The sequence below is a fragment of the Arsukibacterium sp. genome, assembly GCF_041616895.1.
GTDB lineage: Bacteria > Pseudomonadota > Gammaproteobacteria > Enterobacterales > Alteromonadaceae > Alishewanella.
This window is the reverse complement of record NZ_JBFJPY010000053.1, coordinates 1-23590: the sequence shown is the minus strand read 5'-3', so window position 1 is coordinate 23590 and position 23590 is coordinate 1. Positions and strand designations below refer to the sequence as shown.

General features: G+C 47.4%; 22 protein-coding genes and 1 pseudogene. 9 read left to right on the top strand and 14 right to left on the bottom strand.

Annotated features, from left to right (window positions below; genetic code table 11):
* The 8 genes and pseudogenes from ABY802_RS10400 to ABY802_RS10365 form a co-directional block, all read right to left on the bottom strand.
* A pseudogene (locus ABY802_RS10400) lies at positions 1-344 on the bottom strand (flagellar motor switch protein FliG); the annotation flags it as partial.
* Complete coding sequence (fliF, locus tag ABY802_RS10395; protein ID WP_372626967.1) at positions 337-2049, bottom strand: flagellar basal-body MS-ring/collar protein FliF; 1713 nt, start codon at positions 2047-2049, stop codon at positions 337-339. The pseudogene ABY802_RS10400 and the gene fliF, both read right to left, overlap by 8 nt.
* A gap of 10 nt (positions 2050-2059) precedes the next feature.
* On the bottom strand, positions 2060-2398 hold the full coding sequence (fliE, locus tag ABY802_RS10390; RefSeq protein WP_372626966.1) for a flagellar hook-basal body complex protein FliE: 339 nt from the start codon (positions 2396-2398) through the stop codon (positions 2060-2062).
* A 190-nt stretch (positions 2399-2588) separates the two neighbouring features.
* Positions 2589-4052, bottom strand: a complete 1464-nt coding sequence (locus tag ABY802_RS10385) for a sigma-54-dependent transcriptional regulator (protein WP_372626965.1) — start codon at positions 4050-4052, stop codon at positions 2589-2591.
* Positions 4049-5203: a PAS domain-containing sensor histidine kinase gene (locus ABY802_RS10380; protein WP_372626964.1), complete on the bottom strand. Its 1155-nt coding sequence runs from the start codon at positions 5201-5203 to the stop codon at positions 4049-4051. The genes ABY802_RS10385 and ABY802_RS10380 overlap by 4 nt, the downstream gene beginning before the upstream one ends.
* 117 nt (positions 5204-5320) lie before the next feature.
* Entirely contained in the window at positions 5321-6808 is a 1488-nt protein-coding gene (locus ABY802_RS10375; RefSeq protein WP_372626963.1) for a sigma-54 dependent transcriptional regulator, read from the bottom strand.
* 110 nt (positions 6809-6918) lie between these two features.
* The gene (locus ABY802_RS10370; protein WP_372626962.1) at positions 6919-7641 is read right to left on the bottom strand and encodes a hypothetical protein; all 723 of its coding nucleotides are present in this window, start codon (positions 7639-7641) and stop codon (positions 6919-6921) included.
* Positions 7642-7668: 27 nt separating this feature from the next.
* The gene (locus ABY802_RS10365; RefSeq protein WP_372626961.1) at positions 7669-8475 is read right to left on the bottom strand and encodes a flagellin; all 807 of its coding nucleotides are present in this window, start codon (positions 8473-8475) and stop codon (positions 7669-7671) included.
* 207 nt (positions 8476-8682) lie between these two features.
* Between ABY802_RS10365 and ABY802_RS10360 the strand changes: the two genes are divergently transcribed.
* From ABY802_RS10360 to ABY802_RS10320, 9 genes are read left to right on the top strand one after another with little or no spacing between them, the layout of a single operon-like run.
* Positions 8683-9873: a UDP-N-acetylglucosamine 4,6-dehydratase gene (locus ABY802_RS10360; RefSeq protein WP_372626960.1), complete on the top strand. Its 1191-nt coding sequence runs from the start codon at positions 8683-8685 to the stop codon at positions 9871-9873.
* Positions 9874-9881: 8 nt separating this feature from the next.
* Positions 9882-11027 carry a LegC family aminotransferase gene (locus ABY802_RS10355; protein WP_372626959.1) on the top strand — a complete coding sequence of 382 codons (1146 nt, stop codon included), beginning with the start codon at positions 9882-9884 and terminating at the stop codon, positions 11025-11027.
* The gene (gene neuC / locus ABY802_RS10350) at positions 11027-12181 is read left to right on the top strand and encodes a UDP-N-acetylglucosamine 2-epimerase (RefSeq protein ID WP_372626958.1); all 1155 of its coding nucleotides are present in this window, start codon (positions 11027-11029) and stop codon (positions 12179-12181) included. Before ABY802_RS10355 ends, neuC begins: the two co-directional genes overlap by 1 nt.
* Complete coding sequence (gene neuB, locus ABY802_RS10345; protein WP_372626957.1) at positions 12178-13251, top strand: N-acetylneuraminate synthase; 1074 nt, start codon at positions 12178-12180, stop codon at positions 13249-13251. Before neuC ends, neuB begins: the two co-directional genes overlap by 4 nt.
* Positions 13241-13879, top strand: coding sequence for an acetyltransferase (locus tag ABY802_RS10340; RefSeq protein ID WP_372626956.1), 639 nt, complete (start codon positions 13241-13243; stop codon positions 13877-13879). The genes neuB and ABY802_RS10340 overlap by 11 nt, the downstream gene beginning before the upstream one ends.
* A gap of 7 nt (positions 13880-13886) precedes the next feature.
* Positions 13887-14942 carry a nucleotidyltransferase family protein gene (locus ABY802_RS10335; protein ID WP_372626955.1) on the top strand — a complete coding sequence of 352 codons (1056 nt, stop codon included), beginning with the start codon at positions 13887-13889 and terminating at the stop codon, positions 14940-14942.
* Positions 14942-15916 (top strand): Gfo/Idh/MocA family protein, encoded by a 975-nt coding sequence (locus ABY802_RS10330; RefSeq protein WP_372626954.1) that lies wholly within the window; start codon positions 14942-14944, stop codon positions 15914-15916. Before ABY802_RS10335 ends, ABY802_RS10330 begins: the two co-directional genes overlap by 1 nt.
* Positions 15913-16611, top strand: coding sequence for a cytidylyltransferase domain-containing protein (locus ABY802_RS10325; protein WP_372626953.1), 699 nt, complete (start codon positions 15913-15915; stop codon positions 16609-16611). Before ABY802_RS10330 ends, ABY802_RS10325 begins: the two co-directional genes overlap by 4 nt.
* On the top strand, positions 16601-17365 hold the full coding sequence (locus tag ABY802_RS10320; protein WP_372626952.1) for an oxidoreductase: 765 nt from the start codon (positions 16601-16603) through the stop codon (positions 17363-17365). Before ABY802_RS10325 ends, ABY802_RS10320 begins: the two co-directional genes overlap by 11 nt.
* A gap of 33 nt (positions 17366-17398) precedes the next feature.
* On the opposite strand, the gene ABY802_RS10315 is transcribed toward ABY802_RS10320, so the two are convergent.
* The 6 genes from ABY802_RS10315 to ABY802_RS10290 form a co-directional block, all read right to left on the bottom strand.
* Entirely contained in the window at positions 17399-19483 is a 2085-nt protein-coding gene (locus ABY802_RS10315; RefSeq protein ID WP_372626951.1) for a 6-hydroxymethylpterin diphosphokinase MptE-like protein, read from the bottom strand.
* A 3-nt stretch (positions 19484-19486) separates the two neighbouring features.
* On the bottom strand, positions 19487-19792 hold the full coding sequence (locus ABY802_RS10310; RefSeq protein WP_372626950.1) for a hypothetical protein: 306 nt from the start codon (positions 19790-19792) through the stop codon (positions 19487-19489).
* Entirely contained in the window at positions 19782-20216 is a 435-nt protein-coding gene (fliS, locus tag ABY802_RS10305; protein ID WP_372626949.1) for a flagellar export chaperone FliS, read from the bottom strand. The genes ABY802_RS10310 and fliS overlap by 11 nt, the downstream gene beginning before the upstream one ends.
* Positions 20217-20234: 18 nt before the next feature.
* Positions 20235-21638 carry a flagellar filament capping protein FliD gene (gene fliD / locus ABY802_RS10300; protein WP_372626948.1) on the bottom strand — a complete coding sequence of 468 codons (1404 nt, stop codon included), beginning with the start codon at positions 21636-21638 and terminating at the stop codon, positions 20235-20237.
* Between the two features lie 24 nt (positions 21639-21662).
* Positions 21663-22133 carry a flagellar protein FlaG gene (locus tag ABY802_RS10295; RefSeq protein WP_372626947.1) on the bottom strand — a complete coding sequence of 157 codons (471 nt, stop codon included), beginning with the start codon at positions 22131-22133 and terminating at the stop codon, positions 21663-21665.
* A 69-nt stretch (positions 22134-22202) separates the two neighbouring features.
* Positions 22203-23159 (bottom strand): flagellin, encoded by a 957-nt coding sequence (locus tag ABY802_RS10290; protein ID WP_372626946.1) that lies wholly within the window; start codon positions 23157-23159, stop codon positions 22203-22205.
* Between the last annotated feature and the right edge of the window lie 431 nt (positions 23160-23590).

The window sequence follows — 23590 nt, the reverse complement described above, 5'->3', positions numbered from 1 at the left end:
TTAGCACCACCACCCAATACAATTTGATCAATCAGGTTAGCGGCTTTCTCTTCACCCAGTGCTGCGGTCAGTGCCCGTTTGATAAACTCTTCACTCTGGAAGCCAATGGTACTGAAGTTCTGGATCTGTTCGATAAACAAACGGTGCACCGCTGAGATCTTGGCCTGATTTAAGTCGGTCATCTGCGCCATCGCCAGACCCACTTTTTGCACCTGCTTTGGTTCCAGGTGCTTTAAAATTTGCGCTGCATCTTCTTCTGATAAGCTCAGCAACAGAATAGCCGCTTTCTCAACGCCATCCAGTTTACCAACATCAAATGAGGGTTTTTCTTCAATATTATTCATCTTCAGCCAACCAGTTTTTCACTACCAGAGAGGATAACTCAGGTTCATTGGCAACTAGCGCCCGAACCGCCCGCAGTAAATCTTCATCGCCATGCAAATCTGGCAGCATTAAGGTTCCATCTGGCGCAAAGCCTACGGCGTTTTCATCGAACGTTGAATTTAGCATATCGATGGTATCATCACCCAGATCTAAACCACTGCTCAGGGCTTTATCGTCATAAGCATCATCGGTTTGCTCAGGGTAAATCAGTTTCTTCAGCATCGGCCTTACGATCCCCAGCATCAGGGCGATAATAATAATACCGCCAATCAACAGGCGCAGGATCCGTAAAAACCATTCTTCCTGATAAATAGCCAGTTTCGGTTCCTCAAATAGCGCTTCGCGCACAAACGGCACTGAGATAACTTCTATGGTATCGCCGCGCTGCACGTCAAAGCCGATACCGCCTTGCAATAAGCGACGAATATTGGCCAGCGACTCCTGAGTGCGCGGCTGAGGCTCGCTAACGCCCTCGGCATTTGGCGGACCTGGCTCATAATCTACGGCCACCGATACAGACAGACGACGAATAACTCCGCTTTGCTGTGAAGTGTGGCTAATGGTTGTGTCAAGTTCGTAATTGCGGGTTGCTTCTTTGTGGTTGCGCCCTGGGATCACTGGCCGGGCATTGTCGCCGGTTGCCTGCTCCGGAATATTTGAATTCAAAGGCGGTTGATTTGACAAGGCCCCCGGTATACCGCCGTTACTGCCGCCAACGCTGCTTTCTTCAATAGTCATTTCACTGCGTATAGCCGGTAAATCGGGATTAAAGCGCTTCTGGGTTTGTTCTACGGCGGTAAAATCCAGCATCAGGTCCACCTGCGCCGTATAGTTGCCATAGCCCAGTATGGGTAACAAAATTGAGTCAACTTTCTGACGGTATTCATCTTCCCGGGCACGTTGTAATTCATGCTCACGACGCGAGCGTGCGGCGCTGCCATCCTGAGAGCCACTGTTGAGCAAGCGGCCGCTCTGATCGCTTACCGTCACTTTGCTTGGCTCCATGCCCTGTACGGCAGAGGCCACCAAGTCGACAATGGCGTCAACTTCACTGTCACGAATAACGGTACCACCACGGGCTGTGACCAGCACCGTAGCAGAGGGCGACGCCGCCTGGCGGGCAAATACGTTTTCTTTCGGGATTGCCAGTAAGACCCGAGCCCGGGCAATACTTTGCAGCTCTTCAATGGTGCGGGCCAGCTGTTGTTCCCGGCTATGCTTCAGTCGCTCCATTTCCAAGCGCTGACTGACCCCGAAACCACTGTCCTGCAACAAAAATTCAGTACCGGCAGAAGGCTCCTGAGTTAAGCCGGCCCGCGACAAGCCAAGTTTTACTGCCTGATAACGGTCTTCCGGTACATAAATAACATTACCTTCCAGCTCGTACTTAACTTGCTGGGCATCTAAATGATCAAGGGTTTGAATGAGTTCCTGAGTAGCATAGGTGCCAAGGGGACGCATTTCGGCCTGGCGGGCCCAAAAGAAAATTAGCACCGCAATGACCAGACAGATAACCAGCGCGACCATCAGGGTAACCTGCCGCATAATATCTACGCCGCCAATGGCGCCCAGAAAACCGGATTTCTGCTCTTGTGATTCAGAATTATTGGAGCTGTTATAGTCGTTGGGACTAATTGCCAGCTCTGTTGATTGATTATCTGCCACGTGCTACCCCTTAAACCGGCATTGACATAATGTCTTTGTACGCTTCGACCATTTTGTTGCGTACCTGCACCGTTGCTTCAAACGCCAGAGACGATTTTTGCGCCGCGATCATTGCCTGTACCAGCGATACATTTGGATCGCCCATTTCAACCCGGGTTCTTAACTCACCCGCCGCTACCTGCACGTTATTAACGGTTTTTAAAGCATCTTTAAACAAGGTACTGAATTCCGACTGGCTGGGGTTTACCTCGGCCAGTTGATTAACAGGCTTTAGCTCGGCCGACAGACTGCGGGCCTGGCTGGCCATCGATTGCATTTGGGCGTATAACGCCTGACCTTTAATATCCATAACTGTACCCTGTTTAATAACGCTTCATTTTCGAAAGCTGGTTACCTGAAGCCTGGTTAGCAACGCCGTGTCAATAAATTGCCAGAGGCTGGCTGCAAGGTTAACTAAGCAGGAGTTATGCCATATTTAAAGCTATGTTTTTAATGATAAAAAAGCCGGCAAGCCGGCTTTCATCGTAGGTTAAGTTTTTTCAGGCGGGCAGTTCTATCCCAGATTCGCGCATCCGCGCCAGCTTGTAACGTAAGGTGCGATCACTGATCCCAAGCTTTTGGGCAACCGCCTTGCGCTTATAGGCACAAGCTTTGAGCGTAGCCAGAATTATTCTGTGCTCCTGTTCGTGCAGCTCCGTTTTAAAATCATCGGGTACGGCGGTCTCATGGGTGGCAGCTGACATCGCAGGTTCCATGGCTGACGCAGGCATTGCCTGGCTTGCTTCCCCTGCCGGCACGGTCACTTCAGGCACTGCCACAGAGGGTACTGTCATTGAAGGGCTCTTCAACTTAGAGCATGCCGGAGCAGCATTGCTGTCGCCAGACAACAGAATATCGGCGGCAGTAATCTGCTCTGCCTGACACAAAATCAGTGCCCGCTGGACAACATTATCCAGTTCACGCACATTGCCAGGCCAGTTGTGCTGCATAAGCAGTTCAGTGGCACAGGCACTTAACCCCAATACGGCTCGTCCCTGCTGTTGGCAGTACTTGCTGATAAGATGCTTCGCCAGCGGCGCAATGTCTTCACGGCGCTCTGCCAGGGCGGGCCAGGTTAACGGAAAGACATTTAAGCGGAAAAACAGGTCCTGCCGGAAACTGCCCTCTGCCACCGCTTGCTGCAAGTCACGGTTGCTGGTCGCCAGTACCCTAACATCGAGTTTAATGGTTTTGCGGCTGCCAAGACGCTCTACTTCCCGCTCCTGCAATACCCGCAACAGTTTAGCCTGCAGGTTTAAATCCATTTCTGTAATTTCATCCAGCAAAAGCGTACCGTGCTGGGCTTGTTCAAACTTACCGGGACAGCCGGCAATAGCGCCGGTAAAGGCGCCTTTTTCATAGCCAAACAGGGTCGATTCCAGCATATTTTCCGGAATAGCCGCACAGTTAATGGCAATAAAAGGTCCGCTGGCACGTGGCGATTGCTGATGAATATACCGTGCCAGTACTTCTTTGCCTGATCCACTGGGGCCGGCAATCATGACACTGGCTTCAGAACGCGCCACCCGTGCGGTTAATTCCAGCAAGGCAATGCTGGAGGGCGCGGCCACCACCGGCGTGGCCGAATTCGGTTGCTCTGCTAACACATAGCGACTTACCGTGCTAAGCAGTACCTGTGGCGCAAAGGGTTTAGCCAGATAGTCGACCGCTCCCAACCGGATAGCCTCAACCGCATCCTGCACGTTGGCATAGGCTGTCATCATCAGCACTGGCAGCTGCGGATAATGCTGGCGCAGGGTTTTTAACAAGGTTAACCCTGACACCTGGCCCATTTGCACGTCGCTGATCACCAATTGCACGGCCTGCTTTTTCAGCAACAGCAAGGCGCTTTCTGCACTATCTGCACTAAATACCTGATAACTGGCCAGACTTAACGTATCGCAAAGGGCCTCACGCAGGCCGGCATCATCCTCGACAATCAATATTGGCGTCGCTGTAGTCATGGGTTACCTCTATTATCGGCTGGAACCTGTTGGGATGCTGTTTCAGCAAAGTGGATCGGTAATTCAATGATAAAACAGGCACCGCTATCGGGGCGTTGCTCGTAACGTACGTTGCCCTGATGGCTATTCACCACCGCCTGCACTACTGCCAGGCCTAAGCCGCTGCCATGCTGGCGCCGACTGAAAAAGGGTTCGAAGATATGGGGTTGTAAATCAGCGGCAATTCCAGGGCCATTATCATTGATGGTAAATTGTAAGCGGTTAGACTGGGTTTTCACTGAGATATGAATACGAGCACCCTGTTTAACGGCCTGGATGCTGTTTTGGATAAGATTGTTAAATGCCCCGGTCAGACTACTCAGGTTGCCAAGCAGATAGACATCCTGGCAACTGCTGCTAATGCTAAGCTGCGCATTATGTTGCTGCAACAGGGTTTCTGCCGCGGTATAAATGTCGCTGATTAAGCATTGCAGGGTAAATGGTTGTACCGCCTGCGCCGTGCCAGAGCGGGCAAATAACAGCATATCATTTACCTGCTGCTCTAAATCATGCAATCGGGCCAATAACTTCTGCTGAAATTGCTGAGCTGATGCCGGGTTAAGCTTACTGCTACCCAGGTTTTCGGCATACAACATGGCAGAGGACAATGGCGTGCGAATTTGATGCGCCAGCGTCGCCATCATTTTGCCTAAGGTAGACAGACGCTGTAAATGAGCCAGCCGGCTTTGTAACTGGCGGGTCTGGGTCAGATCAGTCAGCACAATAAGCTGGCCGGGTTCCGGGCTGAGCGGGCTGATTTCCAGCTTAATTCGCCGGCCATCTTTTAATGATACTTCCAGCCCGTCATCACTGCGCGGCGCAAAACAACGATTGATCACTTCTAACCAGGGCTGGCCCAGCAGGGGTTGCCCCAGCATCGTGGTTGCGACCGGATTAGCTTCAGATACAATGCCTCTGGCACTGAGCAGTATAACCCCCGAGGGCAACACATTCAGAATATGTTGCAGCCGGTTATCCGCCTCACGAGACCCTGCCAATGCCTGACTAACCAGCTGGCTTATTTCCTGCGGACCACGCACCGGCGAGCGATACAGCTGCCGGCTATCGGTTTGCAAAGTGCAGATTGAGGTATCGTGGCTGGCGTTTGGCATAATACAACTGACCTTTTTCAAATAATAAGGTCGATGCAGAGATTATGCCAAACTTAAGACTATGATTTTAATATGAAATATCGACATGGCCGTTGTCAAAGACTTGACAGATAACGTTTATTCGTCGCGGCCAAGGTTATATTTACGCATTTTTTCAACCAGGGTGGTCCGGCGCAATCCCAGTACTTCAGCAGCCCGCGCCACCACATAATCATGATGCTGTAAGGCATTAGAGATCAGCTGCACTTCCAGCTCTGCAAGGTATTCTTTTAAATCGAACCCCTCTGCCGCCATATCAGTAAGCTGCGGTAAGCTTAGGGCACTGCTGCTATTGCTGTTGTTACTGTGTGCACCGCTAACAGCATCATCGTTGCTGTCATCGCTGTCGTCAGCACTGGCAGCAAACAAATCGTTGAGCATATCCCGTTCCAGTAACGCTTCCGGATACTCGGGCTGATAACTTTCTACATCCAGATAACAGTATTTTTGCGGTAACTCTGCAATATCGACAACCTGATCCGGATACATAATTAACATACGCTCCAGCAAATTTGCCAGCTCGCGTACATTTCCAGGCCAGTTGTGTAATTTTAAGCTTTCCAGCGCCCGCTCAGTAAAACGGATCCGTCCCTTATGTCCGGCAGCCTGACGGTTTAGCAGCTCCTGGATCAGTATGGGTAAATCATCGCTGCGCTCGCTTAGCGCCGGCGTTTCAATTGGAAAGACATTAAGGCGGTAAAACAGATCCTCTCTGAATTGTCCGTCAGTGATCATCGTCTCTAAATCACGATGGGTAGCGGCAATGATCCGGACATCTGCTTTAATGGTCTGGCTCCCCCCAACCCGCTCAAAAATGCGCTCCTGCAATACCCGAAGCAGCTTTACCTGCATCGGTTGTGGCATGTCACCAATTTCATCCAGAAATAAAGTACCGCCCTGAGCCAGTTCAAATCGGCCTTTTCGGGTAGAAATGGCACCGGTAAAGGCCCCTTTTTCATGGCCAAACAACTCGCTTTCTAATAGCTCTGCCGGGATAGCACCACAGTTAATCGGTACAAAAGGCCCTGCAGCACGGTTTGATAGTAAGTGAATATTACGGGCAACCACTTCCTTACCGGTACCCGACTGGCCCAGCACCAGTACGTTGGCATCCGTTTTTGCCACTTGCTGAATTAAAAAGCGAACTTTTTGCATAGGCTCAGTCTGCCCCACCATACCGTCAAATTTAAGCGCGGTTTCAGCCTGGCGCTGGCCGGGTAACAAGCGATGGTATTGCTGACAATCGCGCAGTAACTGGGTAAGGGTGTTATATGAAAAAGGTTCAGTAAGCAGACCGACAGCGTTAGGGTACTGCAGTAAAGCGGTTAACGGCTCGCCAATCAGTAAAAATGCGCAACTGGGAAAACGTAACAGCAACTCGGCGTGTTCGGCATCCCCCAGGGCACCAAGCAGTACCACCGCCGGCGCGGTTTCAGTTAATTGTTGCAGCAGTTCCTGATGATTAAATACTTGATAAGATTCATTTATAAAGCTAAGCACTGTCGCCAGACGTTCGGCGCGACGCTGCTGTGAATCAACAATATAAAGAAGTGGATTAGCTGCCATTGTGCCGCATTATGGTTATTGTTTTAACTTCATTGTACTGCGCTGGCCTGAGCTTGCAACCACAAACGCTATTTTTTTGACAGGCGTCAAAAAAATAGCGTTGCGAATTATCAATGCTTGCCTAAAAGCTCAATTTCTTCCTCGGTATACAACGAATAAGCAAAGTTAAAAATTGATTTTGAATAGTTATCACGGATGCTTTTTTCCAAAGGTTCTACAATATGTTTAAGCAGCCATACATGATCAGGGCCTATAACAACTTTGACAACTTCGTCATCTACAACTTTCGTTTTGTGTAACTTAATCATTCTGTGAAATATCATTACAAAGTTTCGGCGGGCTGAATCAATTTCATTTAATTTTTCCTTCTCTACTGTGCTTAATTGGCTTTGCTTACGTTTGTCCAGTAGTTCTCGATAGAATTCAGCAAAATCATTACGCCCTCGGTGAAAGTCAGCAAGGTAGACAATTGAAGATCTCATATTTTCTGATGAAATTTGGTCCATAAATGGCATGATTACCTGTAGAGCAATCGCTTTTTTTTGGATCTCTGCAATTTCTTGCTGAGCAACAGTTGCAGCTTTGATTTCCGTTCGTGTTGCCTGAAGTTCCTCTTTCTGAAGCCAAACACTCATCATGATCATAAATAATGCAACACTGGAAAAAAGAGCGTTTGCTCCACCAAACATGCTACCCAATGACGACAGCAAGCTTAAGCGGTCACTCCCTGGAATATCAAAGTCTAATAAACCTATTGGTACAACTATTCCAAATACGTACCAGAGAACCAGAGAACCTAGCATTATACTAACAATGAGCAAAAAACTTCGCATTTTAATCTTCTACTTACATCATGGTGGTTACAGCAAATTTAATGCCGCTTGTTGTTGCATTCTAGCCTGCAGCGCCACACTGGTCGAACTTTGGCTTAGAATATCCGTGGCGGTTTTTTCAGTCAATGCTTTGGCGTAATCCAGATCTTCAATCCGGCTGCGCCCTGCAGCCTGAGTAACTTGCTGATTATTTAAACTGCGAGCCTGTGCAGCAAAGCTGTTGATACTGGCGCCCGCCTCGGCCTGCAGCGCCACCACAAACTCGGCAACTTCGGCTAAGGTATTGGTCGCCGCCTGAGCAGCGCTTTGATTATTAATACTAATATCAAACAAGCTTTGCCCATTCAATTCCGCTGCCACATCACTGATATTAAGCGTGACGTTGCTTTGGCCGGTATTAAAAGCAACAGCACCATCCACACTCGCCTGCGCCGCAAATAACGGCTTGCCGCCAAAGCTGCTGTTTTGCAAAGTGTTTTCAATATTTTTGAGAAAACCACTGGCTTGCTGCTGCAATGCCCCGCGATCGGCATCGGTATAAATGCCGTTGCCAGCTGCTATCGCTAACTGACTGAGGCCCGCCAGATCGTCACTGATATTTTGCAGGCTTTGCTCATAGACCTGCGCCAGACCAATACCATCATATAAATTACGCTGCCCCTGAACGGTACCATTAACAGCACTTGTTAGCCGCTCTGCTACTTGCAGGCCCGCTGCATCATCAGCAGCAGTACTGATGCGTTTGGCTGTGGCCAGTTTTTCAGTCTGAGACTGCTGCATTTGCAACAGACTCTTCAACTGCGCTGCCCCGTCGGTCTGACCTGTGATTTTCATTGCATGCTCCTGTTGCGCTAATCTTAAGATTATAGCGCTAAACGTTGCTGTTAGCCCTGATTAAACAAATTAAGCCTGTTAGCATTTTAAATGCCTGATATAGTTGATATAGCATCGCATTAACCGGCGATATTGCCAGTTAAGATTGTGCTTGCGCTGCCGATATAGTGAGTAAGCAGATAAGTGTCGTAATGCGGAGATCAGGACGTGACCGAAATTTTATCGTTAATTGGTCGGGACAAACCATTATTTTCTGAAGATATTGCTAAATATGATAGTGCGTTGTGTGACATTATTAGCAAAAGTCGATTTTTGATATTAGGCGCAGCCGGCTCCATTGGCCAGGCGGTGACCAAAGAAATTTTTAAACGCAATCCGCAGAAGCTTCATGTTGTTGATATCAGTGAAAACAATATGGTTGAACTGGTGCGTGATCTGCGCAGTTCACATGGTTACATCAGCGGTGATTTTCAAACCTTTGCGCTGGACATTGGCTCTGTTGAGTACGATGCCTTTATTGCTGCCGATGGCAGCTTTGATTACGTATTGAATTTATCTGCGTTAAAACATGTTCGCAGTGAAAAAGATCCTTTTACGCTGATGAGAATGATCAACGTCAATATCGTTAATACTGAGAAAACCCTGGCGCAATCTATTGCTAAAGGGGTTAAAAAATATTTCTGTGTGTCGACTGACAAAGCCACTAATCCGGTGAATATGATGGGCGCCTCGAAACGGATTATGGAAATGTTTTTAATGCGCCGTAGCAAAGAGATCAACATCTCTACCGCCCGGTTTGCCAACGTGGCGTTTTCAGATGGGTCGCTGCTTTATGGTTTTAATCAGCGTATTCAAAAACGCCAGCCTATTGTCGCGCCACATGACATTAAGCGTTATTTCGTTACGCCTGGCGAATCTGGCGAATTATGCCTGCTGTCATGCATTTTTGGTGAAAACAGAGATATCTTTTTCCCCAAACTCAGTGAAGAGTTGCATTTAATTACCTTTGCAGATATCGCAGTGAAATACCTTGAGCATGCAGGTTATAAACCTTACTTGTGTGCAAGTGAAGATGAAGCGCGTGAGCTGGCAAAAACCTTGCCTGAGCAGGGCAAGTGGCCCTGCTTATTTACGGTGAGCGATACCACCGGAGAAAAGGACTTTGAGGAGTTTTTTACCGACAATGAAATACTTGATATGGTCCGGTTTGACAACGTCGGGGTGATTAAAAATGAGCCCGAATATCACGGCGCATTATTAGAGATGTTTGAACGGGAAATCGACAGCATGAAGCAAAGTAAATCGTGGAGTAAGCCACAGCTTGTGGCGTTATTTCAGTCGATGCTGCCCGATTTCGGCCATAAAGAAACAGGTAAATACTTAGACAGTAAAATGTAGGTCCGATTATGAGCGCAGCCCTTGTTAGTTTTATTCGTGACCTTTACCAGAGTAATGAATTTATTCCATTGCATGCCCCCATATTTGCTGGAAATGAGCTGAAGTATGTTAGTGAAACGATTGAAAGCACCTTTGTTTCCAGTGTAGGGAAGTTTGTCGATGAGTTTGAAGCAAAAATAGCGACCTTTACCGGTACGGCAAAGGCGGTTGCCACCGTTAACGGTACTGCAGCGCTGCATACCGCGCTGTATCTGGCTGGCGTAACGTCAGGAGATGCAGTGATAACCCAGCCTTTGACTTTTGTTGCCACTTGCAACGCGCTGTATCATATGGGGGCAAACCCGGTATTTGTTGACGTAAACACTGAGACATTATCACTTTGCCCGCAGGCGCTGGCAGCGTTTTTACAACAGCACGCTAAAACTGACGACGGTGGATGTTATTTTAAAAGTAACGGCCAACGTATTCGAGCGGTGATGCCAATGCATACCTTTGGTCACCCCGCTGCGCTGGATGAATTGTCGCAAATTTGTCAAGAGTGGCAGCTTATCCTGATTGAAGATGCCGCGGAAAGTCTGGGGTCCTTTTACAAAGGCCGGCATACCGGCACTATTGGTCAGTTTGGAGCGCTGAGCTTTAATGGTAATAAAATTATTACCACCGGCGGGGGTGGCATGCTGCTCTGCGCTACTGAACAAGACGGCGGCCGTGCTAAACACATCACCACCACTGCGAAAGTGCCGCATCGCTGGGAGTTTTATCATGATGAACCCGGTTTTAATTTCCGATTACCTAACCTGAATGCTGCGCTTGGCTGTGCCCAGATGGAACGTCTGAGCGACTTTTTGACAAAGAAGCGCAAAGTGGCCATGCAATACAAAACGTTTTTTGCTGACTCTGCCTATCAGTTTGTCGACGAACCGGCAAAATGTCAGGCCAACTTCTGGTTAAATGCAATTATTTGCCCGGATCAGCAAAGCCGGGATCAGTTATTACAAAGTACTAATGATGCCGGCGTAATGACCCGGCCGGTGTGGCAGCTTATGCATCACTTACCTGCGTTTAAGGATGCAACGCGCGGTCAGCTGCCATGCGCAGAAAACCTGGCGCAGCGCCTGATTAACCTGCCCAGCAGTGTTTCGGAGCTTACATAATGCAAAAGAAAGTGGCGGTATTTACCGGGACCAGAGCCGAATATGGCCTCCTGTACTGGTTGTTACACGATATTAATGCTGACTCAGAATTGCAGCTACAGTTGCTGGTGACAGGCAGTCACTTATCGCCGGAATTTGGCAACACTTACCAACAAATTATTGCTGATGGCTTTGATATAAATGAGAAAATCGAAATTTTACTATCATCAGACAGCAATGTCGGTACGGTAAAAAGTATGGGCCTGGCAATGATTGGCCTGGCAGATAGCCTATCCCGTCTGCAACCGGATGTGATGATCCTGCTGGGCGACAGGTTTGAGGCCCTCGCTGCAGCGCAAACGGCTATGTTGATGAAAATTCCAGTGTTGCATCTGCACGGTGGTGAAATTACCGAAGGCGCGACTGATGATGCAATCCGTCATGCTATTACCAAGCTCAGTTACCTGCATGCAACGTCAACTGAGGCATACCGGCAGCGGGTCATTCAGCTTGGTGAGTCACCAGAACGGGTCAAAAATGTGGGTGCTATCGGTTTAGACCATCTTGCGCGCACGCGCTTGCTAAGCAAAGCTCAGTTGGCTGAAGCACTGGCATTTAAGCTGGATCAGCCGTACTTTGTGGTCACGTATCATCCGGTAACCCTGGCAGAAGAACCGCCATTAGCCAGTTTTAATGCACTGCTAAGCGCGCTTGACCAGTTTAAGCAATACCAGATTATTTTAACCTACCCGAACGCCGATGAGGGTGGCCGGCAAATCATAGAACGGCTGATAAGCTACGCTGCTGAGCAGCCTGACAGAGTGTTGGCCGTTTCCTCATTGGGACAGCTACGATATCTTAGTGCAGTAAAACATGCCGCTGCGGTTATCGGCAATTCTTCCAGTGGCATTATTGAAGTACCTGCTTTTAAAGTGCCAACCGTCAATGTTGGTACAAGGCAGCAAGGGCGACTGGCAGCACCCTCAGTTAAGCACTGCCGCATGGATACCAGCGATATTGCTGCCTGCATAGAACAGGCCGTTAGCGATGCCATTCCTGTTGGCGATAATCCATATGGCCAGGGTAATGCCAGTGCCAAAATCATATATATGATCAAGCAGTTGCAGTTTAATCCGGTCAAACATTTTTTTGATCTGCCAGGAGCAAAGTTATGACACTTATTATCGCCGAAGCTGGCGTTAACCATAATGGCGATGAAGATCTTGCCTTTGCCTTAGTGGATGCTGCCGTGGTTGCCGGCGCTGATATTGTTAAATTTCAGACATTTAATGCAAGTGCCCTGGCGACTGCAGAGGCGCAACAAGCAACGTATCAGCAACGAAATACCGGTCAGGCCGAGTCACAATTGGAAATGCTAAGCCGGCTGGAACTCAGCCATGATGCCCATTTACGGCTGCAGGCTTACAGCAAACAGCGCGGCATCGGCTTTCTATCGACCGCGTTTGACGACCTCAGCCTGCATTTTTTACTCGGCACGCTGCAACTTAACCTGCTGAAAATTCCATCTGGTGAAATTACCAATGCGCCCTTTGTGTTGCAGCATGCCAGAAGTCAGCGTGATCTTATTGTCTCAACTGGCATGGCCAACCTGGCTGAAATTGAAGCAGCCCTTGGGGTCATTGCTTTTGGACTTACCATGCCTGTTGACGCAAAACCAACGGTACCCGCTTTTGCGCAGGCCTACGCCAGCAAGCAAGGCCAAATTGCGCTAAGACAAAAAGTAACGTTGTTACACTGCACCACCGAGTATCCTGCTCCAGCCTCTGACATTAACTTAACTGCGATGGACAGCATGGCTGCGGCATTTGGTTTAGCGGTGGGTTACTCCGATCACAGTGCCGGTATAGCAATTGCAATTGCCGCAGCAGCACGGGGCGCGACAGTACTTGAAAAACATTTCACTCTGGATAAAAACCTGCCGGGACCGGATCATAAAGCATCACTGCAACCGGATGAATTAACCCAGATGGTGACGGCCATCCGCGAAGTAGAGCAGGCGTTAGGGGATGGCATAAAACGGCCGGCACCGTCTGAACTGGCTAATAAAGCGGTAGCCAGAAAAAGCCTGGTGGCAAACCGTGCTATCCGCAAAGGGGAGCGACTTACTGCTGAACTCATTGCCTGTAAAAGACCCGGCACCGGCACCAGCCCTTACCAGTACTGGGATCTGCTTGGTACAAGCGCCAGCCGGGACTACCGTGAGGGAGAACCCTTTGCAGAATAAACCCATAGTAATGCTCGGCGCCGGTGGCCATGCCAAGGTGCTGCTCTCGTTGCTGCAACAGCAAGGCATTACTGTGGCAGCGGTGTGCGCACCGCAGCGTCCGGCATCGGCCCGGTTTGATGATATACCCTATTTGGCATCTGATGATGATGTGCTTAGTTTTAAACCGCAAGACGTGATGCTGGTCAATGGTATTGGCGCCCTTCCAGGCCAGACCTTGCGTCGCAGGTTGTTTGAACATTTTTCAGCGCTGGGATATCAGTTTTTCAGTGTCATTGCCAGTAGTGCCATAGTAGACAGCGGCGTCCAGCTTGGGCAAGGTGTGCAAGTATTGCCAGGCGCTATCATCAACACCGATGCGGTTCTTCATGCCAATGTGTTAATTAACAGCGGCGCCATTATTGAGCATGATTGTGTATTGCACGCTCATACTGTAGTCAGTCCTGGAGCAGTATTGTGCGGCGGCGTAACCTGTGGCGAAAATAGTTATATTGGTGCCGGCGCAACGGTGATTCAAAGCCAGATAATTGGCAAAAATGTGCTGGTAGGCGCGGGAAGCACCGTGGTATGTAACTTGCTAGATAACCAGAAAATCTATTCTGCCCGGCCCTTTATTAAAGCTGAGTGAGGCTGTTATGACGACCAGTTGGAAAAATACCGCAATAACCCCTGATAGCAGCATTCGTGATGCACTGCTATTACTGGATAAAGAAGCACTGCGTATCGCATTGGTGGTAGACGCCAGCGACACCTTGCAGGGTGTACTGACTGATGGTGATATTCGCCGCGGACTGCTGCGCAACTGTACGTTGCAAAGCCCGGTTACTGATGTAATGAATACCAAGCCACTGACAGCCGAAGCCGGCACGCCCAGACGCGATTTGGTCAAACTAATGGCGCGCAAAAAGCTGCTATCTATCCCATTGGTGAAAGACGGTAAAGTGGTTGGCCTGGAAACCCTGCAAAGTGCGGCAGATTCTGTGCTGTACGACAACCCGGTATTTCTGATGGCGGGAGGGTTTGGTAGCCGGTTAAAACCGCTGACCGACGCCTGTCCCAAACCGATGCTGAAAGTCGGTGAAAAACCAATATTAGAAATCGTACTAAACAGCTTTATCCGCGCCGGTTTTCATAACTTTTATATTTCGCTGCATTATATGCCCGAGCAAATTCAGGCTTATTTTGGCGATGGCTCCCGTTGGAATGTTAATATCAGCTATATATACGAGCAGGAACCACTGGGCACCGGTGGCGCCCTGGGCTTACTGCCTGATAACTTGCCGGAGCTGCCCTTAATTCTGATGAACGGTGACTTACTCACCACCATAGACTTTGAGCAACTGCTGCAATTTCATAACAAGCAGCAAGCTGATGCCACAATGTGCGTGCGTGACTATGAATACCAGATCCCGTTTGGGGTGATTAATGGTGATGGCAACAAAGTCACCGGAATGATCGAAAAACCGATCCAGCGTTTGTTTGTCAACGCGGGGATCTATGTGGTGTCGCCCAAAGTACGCCGGCAGGTTAAAGCCAATCAACGGATTGATATGCCAACCTTACTGGAGCAAAATATTGAGCAAGATAATTCTGTATTAATGTTCCCGATCCATGAGTACTGGTTAGATATCGGCCGGATTGACGATTATCAGCGGGCGCAAATTGATGTGATCAATCTGGGGCTGTTTTGATGCCACAGTTTGGCGTTATTGGTCTTGGCAGTATCGGAAAACGGCATTTGACTAATTTACGTACCCTGTTTCCCGACGCTCAGTTACTGGCAGTCAGTGCCAGTAGCCGCGCAAAACACAACGTACCCGCGAACGCGACAATGGTTTCACTTGCAGAGCTGCTGGCGATACAGCCAGATTTTGTGGTGGTGGCTTCACCAGCCAGTTTGCATTTACAGCACACCGAGGCCTTACTGGCACAAGGTATTCCGGCGCTGGTAGAGAAGCCGCTGTGCGCCAGCTCATTGCAAGCAGAGCAGTTTATGCAGCTGGTAGAACGTTATCCCGCCAGCATTATTGATATTGGCTATTGTTTACGTTATTTACCAGCGGCCCAGATGGTAAAAACGCTGATAAGCTCGCAGCGATTGGGGCGTATTTACAGTGTTATTGCTCAGGTTGGTCAGTACTTACCTTACTGGCGGCCTGATAGCGACTATCGGGTATCGGTGTCGGCGCAAGCCGCGCTGGGGGGCGGAGCATTGCTGGAACTAAGCCATGAGCTGGACTACCTGCAATGGTTACTGGGGCCCTTGCAGCTGCGATATGCCCGCAATCGGCACAGTGGTTTATTAACGCTGGATGTCGAAGACATCAGCGAGTTAGTTCTGGAAAACGAGAACCACACCAGCTGCTTTGTTCACCTTGATTTTATTCAGCAAACGCCTTTGAGGCAATGCAGCTTTATTGCAGGCAACGCCAGACTTGACTGGGACCTTATTGCCAATACCATTACCTTGCAAGAACACAATCAGCGACATCTGCTCTATGATGATGCCGGTTATGACAAGAACAACATGTACCTGGCCATGTTAAATGCGTTCTGGCAAAAAGTGCAGCAACGCGACAGCGATACCACCAACTTTACCGCCGCCGCTGCGACAGTTAAGCTGATTGCCCAAGCAAAACAGCAGGGGGCACTGGAGAATTTATGAGTTGTATTGCCTTTATCTTTGCCAGAGGGGGATCCAAAGGATTACCAGGCAAAAACATTAAGCCCCTGGCAGGAAAGCCTTTGCTGCAATATTCCATTGAAGTGGCTAAGCAGGTTAAGGAGATCAGTCATGTTTTTGTTTCAACCGACTGCGACAATATTGGCCGCTGCGCCAGCGAAGCTGGCGCTGAGGTGATAGTCCGTCCACCAGAGCTGGCTACCGATACCGCCCCTGAATGGGCAGCGTGGCAACATGCCATCCGCCAGGTGCAGCAACAGTTCGGTGGCTTTAATACCTTTGTCAGCTTACCTGCCACCAGCCCGTTAAGAAGTGCTGCTGATGTCAGCAGTGCGATACGTCAACTTAAGCAAACCGAAGCCGATTTGTGTCTGGCGGTAACTCCCGCTAATCGCAACCCCTTTTTCAATATGGTAGTACGCGATGCGATGGGCAAGGTGCAATTAGTAAGTTCTCTGCCAAACGGTGTCCATCGTCGACAGGATGCCCCGGCCGTATTTGATATCACTACCGTAGTGTATGCTGCCCGCCCTGACTTTATCCTGCAACAGGAAAAACTGTTTGATGGCGTGATCACCAGCATTGTGGTACCAAAAGAACGTGCGGTAGACATAGATGATATCTACGATTTTATGCTGGCTGAAGCGATTTTGAAGAGGGACAACTATGCTGGATAACAAAACCATTCTGATTACCGGCGCTGGTGGTTTAATTGGCCGCACTGTGGTTAAAGCGTGTTTAGCGCAAAATGCCAGGGTTATTGCCAGTGATCTTGATCTGAGTAAGCTGGAACATCTGCTGTTGCAAGATGGCATTGATACCCAACATCACAAATTGCAACTGACCACTCTCGATCTGCAGCAGGCTGATAGTATTTTCGCAATATTGAACCAATATCAACCCGATGGCGCAGTTAACTGCAGCTATCCGCGAAACAAAGATTACGGTAAGCACTTTTTTGAGGTCAGCCTGCAAAGTTTTAACGACAATGTATCGCTTAATCTTGGCAGCGCATTTTTGTTTATGCAGCAATGTGCGGCTTACTTCAAACAACAGCCACGCGAATTTTCACTGGTTAACCTGTCATCTGTATATGGTGTCGTCGCACCACGCTTTGATATTTATAACAATACAGCAATGACCATGCCGGTAGAGTATGCCGCCATTAAATCGGCATTAATCCACCTGAGTAAATACGCGGCAGCCTATATTGCTGACAGTCGCTTTCGCGTTAACCTGGTTAGCCCGGGCGGCATTAGTGATAAGCAGCCAGAAAGTTTTCTGCAGGCTTACCGCACTAACACATTGGGCAAAGGCATGCTGGACGCCGCCGATATCACTGGCGCCATTATGTTTCTGCTGTCAGATCATGCCCGTTTTACCAACGGGCAAAATATTGTCGTCGATGATGGCTTTACGCTGGGTGGCTGAAGCCACACAGCGTCAGATGGCAGAATAGTAAAATTACTTCGCTTTATTTTTATTGGCAAACACGATATCCATACCCCAATCGCATTTTTTATTCCAGCTTTGCCGATAATCAGCTTTCATCGCACTGACATAATCTTTCCACAGCGCCAACATGGCGGAGAAACACTCTAACGACAGTTTCTCGTCTTCATATTGATATAACAGTGTCATCATAGGGCAATGATAATAGAGTAAAGAGCCTTTAATCATATAGAAAAGATGCGTAAAACGGGTGTTTCTGAACGCATAAACATATCGCGCCTGACGCTTTAAAATGTCTGACGCTTCTTGTCTACTGCTAAATGTTTCACTGGCAATATCATTCAGGTGGTCACAAATTTCATCGAAAAGATCAAATGCTAATCTCTGCTCATTAACCTTAAAGTCGAGCTTTTTAAAAAACTTATCTTTTACCTGTTCAATAATGCCTTTTTTATTGACCAGACTTTTTTTCACGAAAACGTCTTGCTCAGTAACAGGCAAAGCGCCATCAATAAACGCCCCTTCACCAACATTATAAACTGATATTTTTTTGTCTGTTTTCAGCAAGTTTTCTATATGTTTGTGGGCAAGCATCAGCAAGTTTGTTGCCAGAACATCCTGGGTTAGGTTGCCTTTTAACTTAATTGTAGCGCCCTTATCGACAATTTTTTGATAATTTTCATTATTGGCATAGATGCTATTTGCAGAGTGCGTTTTGCCATTTAAATAACCATTGTCAACGCCAAACAAATACACTTCCTGAAAGCCCAGGGTAAAAGCATAAGATAATGCAGTATTGGCTACCAGTGGCCCCGGGAATGGCAAAGAAGGTAATATCTGCTTATAGTCTTCAAGGGTGATGAGCTGAGTAAAAACAGTTGCCGCCTCCGGGCCTTTTAAGCCCAAACCAGCCCACTTGTAGAGTTCAATCACGTCGGGATACATGACATCAACTGCCAGCAAATTCAAATCTGCATAGTAAGACGGTTCAAAGCTATGCAACAACGCGTCATAGGTCGTTTTAGGCCGTTCAACAAGAACATGAAAATCGGCCTTAATACCTAGTTTTGCTAAAGAGCCCAGCGCCGTACCACATGCAAAAATAATGACATCATCTTGTATCTCTTTAAGTACATCTGCTGCGGCATCTAACGACGGTCCATTGCCAACGACAACCACTGGCATATCAATATATTTACGAGAACCAACGGGTATTAAGAATTTGGCTTTGCTTTCATAATTTTTTAAACAATGTGCCAGGCCGGTAACAGCATCATTGTAAAAACCATAACCAGTTTGTATTTCATAATAGCGATTGAAAAAAACTGATATTTGTTCATTCACGTCAACAGATGGGTAATGTTGATAACAAAATGCCCGGATTATTGAATATGCACCGATATCACCAGCGATTTTATATAAAGACGCAAAAAAACTTTCCACATCAAGGCCGATCTGAAAAAAGAGCGTCCCGCCAGATTGATCAACTGATTTAATTATTTCAGCCCAATTCGTGCAGAATAGGCTGGCATAGAACACTTCGAGATCAGGCTCACTTATATAAATATAATCAAAACTATGCTTGCTTAACAGTTCCGTCGCTACGTACCCTAACCCAACACCAAATAAAATAGCCGTGGGGAAATGAACCGGTAATTCACGGAGCAGAGGACTATTCAACTCGTTATATTTATTGATTATTTTTATTAATTCTGACATGAAACGGCTATGGATCCGGTGATCATCGTCACCGACCTCAAAGCCATATTGAGTTAAGCTGTAGTATCCTTTGGCGGTGTTCTTATCCAGCTGTTTTCGAGTCTGAGCAATCGGATCATCTGAATAAATAGGCACTGAGACATTTTTGGGAATAAAGTTGCCTACACCGGTAGAAGTAACAATAATTTTAAAGTCATCACGAGGTGTGTATTCTTTAATTGTCTTAGCGATATCAGGATAATATTTTTCAAAGGCACGAATATTTTCATCAAACTTCAGACGCGACGTTTCAGCAAACTGACGCTCCCGATCATTTTTTTGCATCAATCCCGACAGAGCATTTTCTGCCTGCTGCAACAACTGTTCTAACTCAGTCATAAATTAGTCTATTTGATAGGTTTTACTGATCTTATTTTCAGACTTTACCGCAGCTATCTGACTGATGCTATCTTTTAATTTTGCCTGTTCTTGCTGCAATACAGGCAACATGGCAAGAAAATCTTCTGATAACTGCTGAACGTTCTGCCGCAATTGTTTATCTGCAGGTGTTAACTGTGGAATTAGCTGCTGCAACTGTAGTTGCCATTCATTTATCAACGTCGTTGCCTGAAGATAATCTTCAGCTTCAATATGTTGCTTTATCTGCCCCAGTAAAAGCCCGGCATGATGCACTTTATCAGCCAGCATTGGCGTGTGCTACCGCACGTTGAGACTCAGCGTGCTGCTGCGCACTAAACGGAATTTCATCCCATGCTGATTTAATCTGACGAAATAAATCTGCTACCTCGTCAATGGCAACAGTGGTGTCTTTCTCAACACTGGCATCAACCAGCCGATCTATCATATAGCTGTACAAAGCGTATAAATTCTGACCCAGTTCCGGTGCTTGCGACTCGTCTAAGCAGGAACGTAACGACTCCAGAATCGCAGAAGCTTTTGACAATACCTTTGCTTTAGTTTCCAGGTCTTTACGTTGTAATGCACCCTTTGCTAACGCCAGGTTGTCCAGCACGCCGGCCATCAGCATTTGAATAACTTTATATGGAGATGCTTCAGCTAACTGGGATTTAGTAGCTTCTTTCTGATAAAACTTTAATTTTGCATTACTCATATGCGTAGCTCCTGAACGTTATTTTTTATTGCTGGTAAACCCGGGTAAATTGGCAAGTTGCTGCGTAATATAACTTCCAGAACTTTGCATCTGAGCAATCAGTACATCTAAACCCGCATATTTCGCTCGCAAACCGGCTTCCAACTGCGTCATTCTGTAGTCATGCGATAGTTTGTCATCTTCAAGTTGGCGCAACGATTTATTTAGCGACTCTTCCCGAAATTTAAAACTACCTTTAGCTTCCAGCTGGGTTTTAAGCAAAGACTCAAACGTTTTCGCCAAGCCATTTTCGCCAGAAAATAATTTGCCCACATTGGCATAATCTGAGGTTAAAGCTGCATTAACACTACGTACCAGAGAAGACTTTTCCAGTTTGCCATCTTTCTTTAAGCCTATGCCAACATCAAACAAGGTCTCAAAACCGCCAGCACCGGAGACTACAGTCGATAAGGTATTGGTAAGCTGATTTTTTAAACCACGCATCCCTGAATCACCATAGAGCGCAGCGCCTACTTTTGTGTGGTAATCGATTGTCCCGGCAGCATTATTAAAAGCGGTAATAAATTCATCAATCAGTTTCTCTACACCGGCTTTATCAAAATCGACGGTCAGTTTTGCAGTCTCAGTACCTACACTAACTTTCTTGGCGGTAAAGGTCAGATCCTGAATGGCATCTTTAAAAATATTAGTCGCACTGTTTACCGCAATGCCATCAACTTCAACGATGGCATCACGAGCCATATCGGCTGTGGCAATGGTTAAGCCACCCGCTCCGCCACTAAAAGCGGTCGTAGATATATTGTCGAGCTCGGCAGTGTCATTGGTAATGGTTAAATCGTTACCAGTACCACTCACGTTGGAGCTAATCACCAGCTTGGCCTCGGGTGTTGCACCGCCGGTATTGATGATATTAACTGAAACGCCAAAGTTTGTTGCGGATTCATTAATCGCCGCACGCACTTCTTCCAGGGTCGCACCCGCCGCGACATCTACCTCAAAACTTTTGTCACCCGCTGCAATCGTTAACTTACCGCCGCTGGCACTAACTACATCTGATGGCGCAGTAAAGGCTGAGGTGGTGGTAGCGCGACTACCCTGCGCTAACTGATTAACCTTAATATTGAAATTACCGGGTGTCGCGCTGCTGTTAGCTGCTACCGAAATAACGTCGCCTGAAGCGGGCTGAACAATAGTATTGCTGCGCTTGGTAAAATTGTCTGGGTTAGCCAGCTTTTTGATAATATCCTGGAATGCAGACAAGGAAGATTTAACGGCGCCTAAACCAGAAAGCTGCACACTATAACGGGTTTTGGATGCTTCAAAGCGCTGCATCCGCGGTAAATCTTCAGCATTCACTGTTGCCTGGATAATACTTTCCAGATCTAAGCCTGAACCAACCCCAGCTGAAGTAATCGTTGCCATAATAGCGTGCTCCTGTGTCTCGTATCAGGCCTTAAAATTGATAAGTGCGCCGGCCTTATTTAAGTTATCGGCCATCTCAGAAAAAGCTTGAGCGACTTTAAGCAGATCCTGAGACGGTATTTCCCGAATCAGCTCATTACTGTTTTTGTCTATGACTTTAATGATAGGTGGATCACCCAGTTCATCAAACTCGAATACTAATCGGGTATTGGCAATAGGAATAAGTTTACTGATTTGCTCCAACGTTTGCCTAATTTGGATAGTATCAAATTCTATCGTCCGCACCGATTTCTCTGCTGGCTCTGTACTCGTTTTTTCATTTTTTTGGATTGCATTTACCCGAGCCACATTTTCTGTCAGAGGTTGTTGACCTGCAGTTATCGCTGAGTCTGCCTGAGCAGCAGCATCAGGTCGGGCAGCTTTTGCCATGACCTGCCTGTCCAGGCCAGGATCGGCAAGCCGATTATCTTTGCTGAATAACGTTTCCACGGACATAAAAAACCTCCGGCGTATAGTTGTTGGCCAGAATAACACTGGCCAACTAACTATAGCTTATCCTTTAGCTTAACCTAAAAGCGATAATGCTACCTGTGGACGCTGGTTTGCCTGCGCCAGGATAGTAGTACTAGCCTGCTGCAGGATCTGGTTACGGGTCAGTGCAGCAGTTTCAGCTGCAAAATCTGCATCCTGGATCCGGCTGCGAGCGCCTGACAGATTCTCAGAAATATTCGATTGGTTACGAATAGTAGACTGGAACCGGTTCTGGGTTGCACCTAACTCGGCACGTTTTTTATCTACAACCGCAATTAAAGAATCCATGCCGGCTAAAATAACTTGTGCGTTAGCCTGAGTGGATACACTGATTGTTGACCCAACGAAGGCTCCAGCAAAAGTCTGGCTGGTAGGAGTACCAATATCGCTTACACCCGTTGCTAAGGCGGATAAAGTATTCCCTGTCACGCCAGAAGCAACTCCGGCTATACCTGACAAGGTAAAACCGCCGTTAGCAGATATGGTATTGGTAGTAGCACCCACCGTTCTCATACTAAAGCTGATAGTCTGCACTGCATCAGCGCCAACCTGGAAGCTCGCTGAGTAAGAACCGTCTAAAAGATTCTGACCACCAAAGGTCGTATCTTTAGCTACCCGATTGACTTCACTCATTAGTGAACGAATTTCTTCCTGGATTGCTAAGCGGTCTTCGTCAGTGTTAGAACCGTTAGCCGCTTGTTGCGCCAGCGTTCTTACGCGTTGGAAAGACGATGTTACCTCTTCTAACGCACCTTCTGCAGTCTGAGCCAGTGAAATACCGTCATTTGCATTTCGGATACCCTGATTTAAACCATTGATTTGACCAGATAAGCGGTTACTGATTTGCAAACCTGCGGAGTCATCAGCAGCACTATTGATACGTAAACCTGATGACAGACGTTTAAATGACGTGTCCAGTGCGTTGCCGCTTTGCATTAACTGACGCTGAGCGTTTAACGAACTCACATTAGTATTGACTGTTAAAGCCATATGTAGCCTCCAAAATTTAACAGAACTGTTTTGGCTGTAGCGGTTACCCCACCGCCACACTTAAACAGCATAAGTTCTATGATTTAACAGGCTGGTTACCCGACCATTCTGCTAAAACAAGGTCACTAATACAGTTCCCCTATAATCTGTATCGGCCAGACTTTATAAAGCTTTAGTAAATTTTTGATTTATTTTTCAATTCTGGAAGGTTTTTTATTAAGTATTTATTTATCAGTAGCTTGCTTGGTTTTTTAATATTACTTGATGAGAAAACGATACGTAACCAGAACAAAAAAGCCTGCAGCATTACCCATGCTGCAGGCTTTTCCTTTTAAATGCTCCGCGCTGCGCTCGTTACTGGTATTAACCCTGCAGTAAACTTAATGCCGCCTGTGGCCGCTGATTCGCCTGCGCCAGAATAGTGGTGGTGG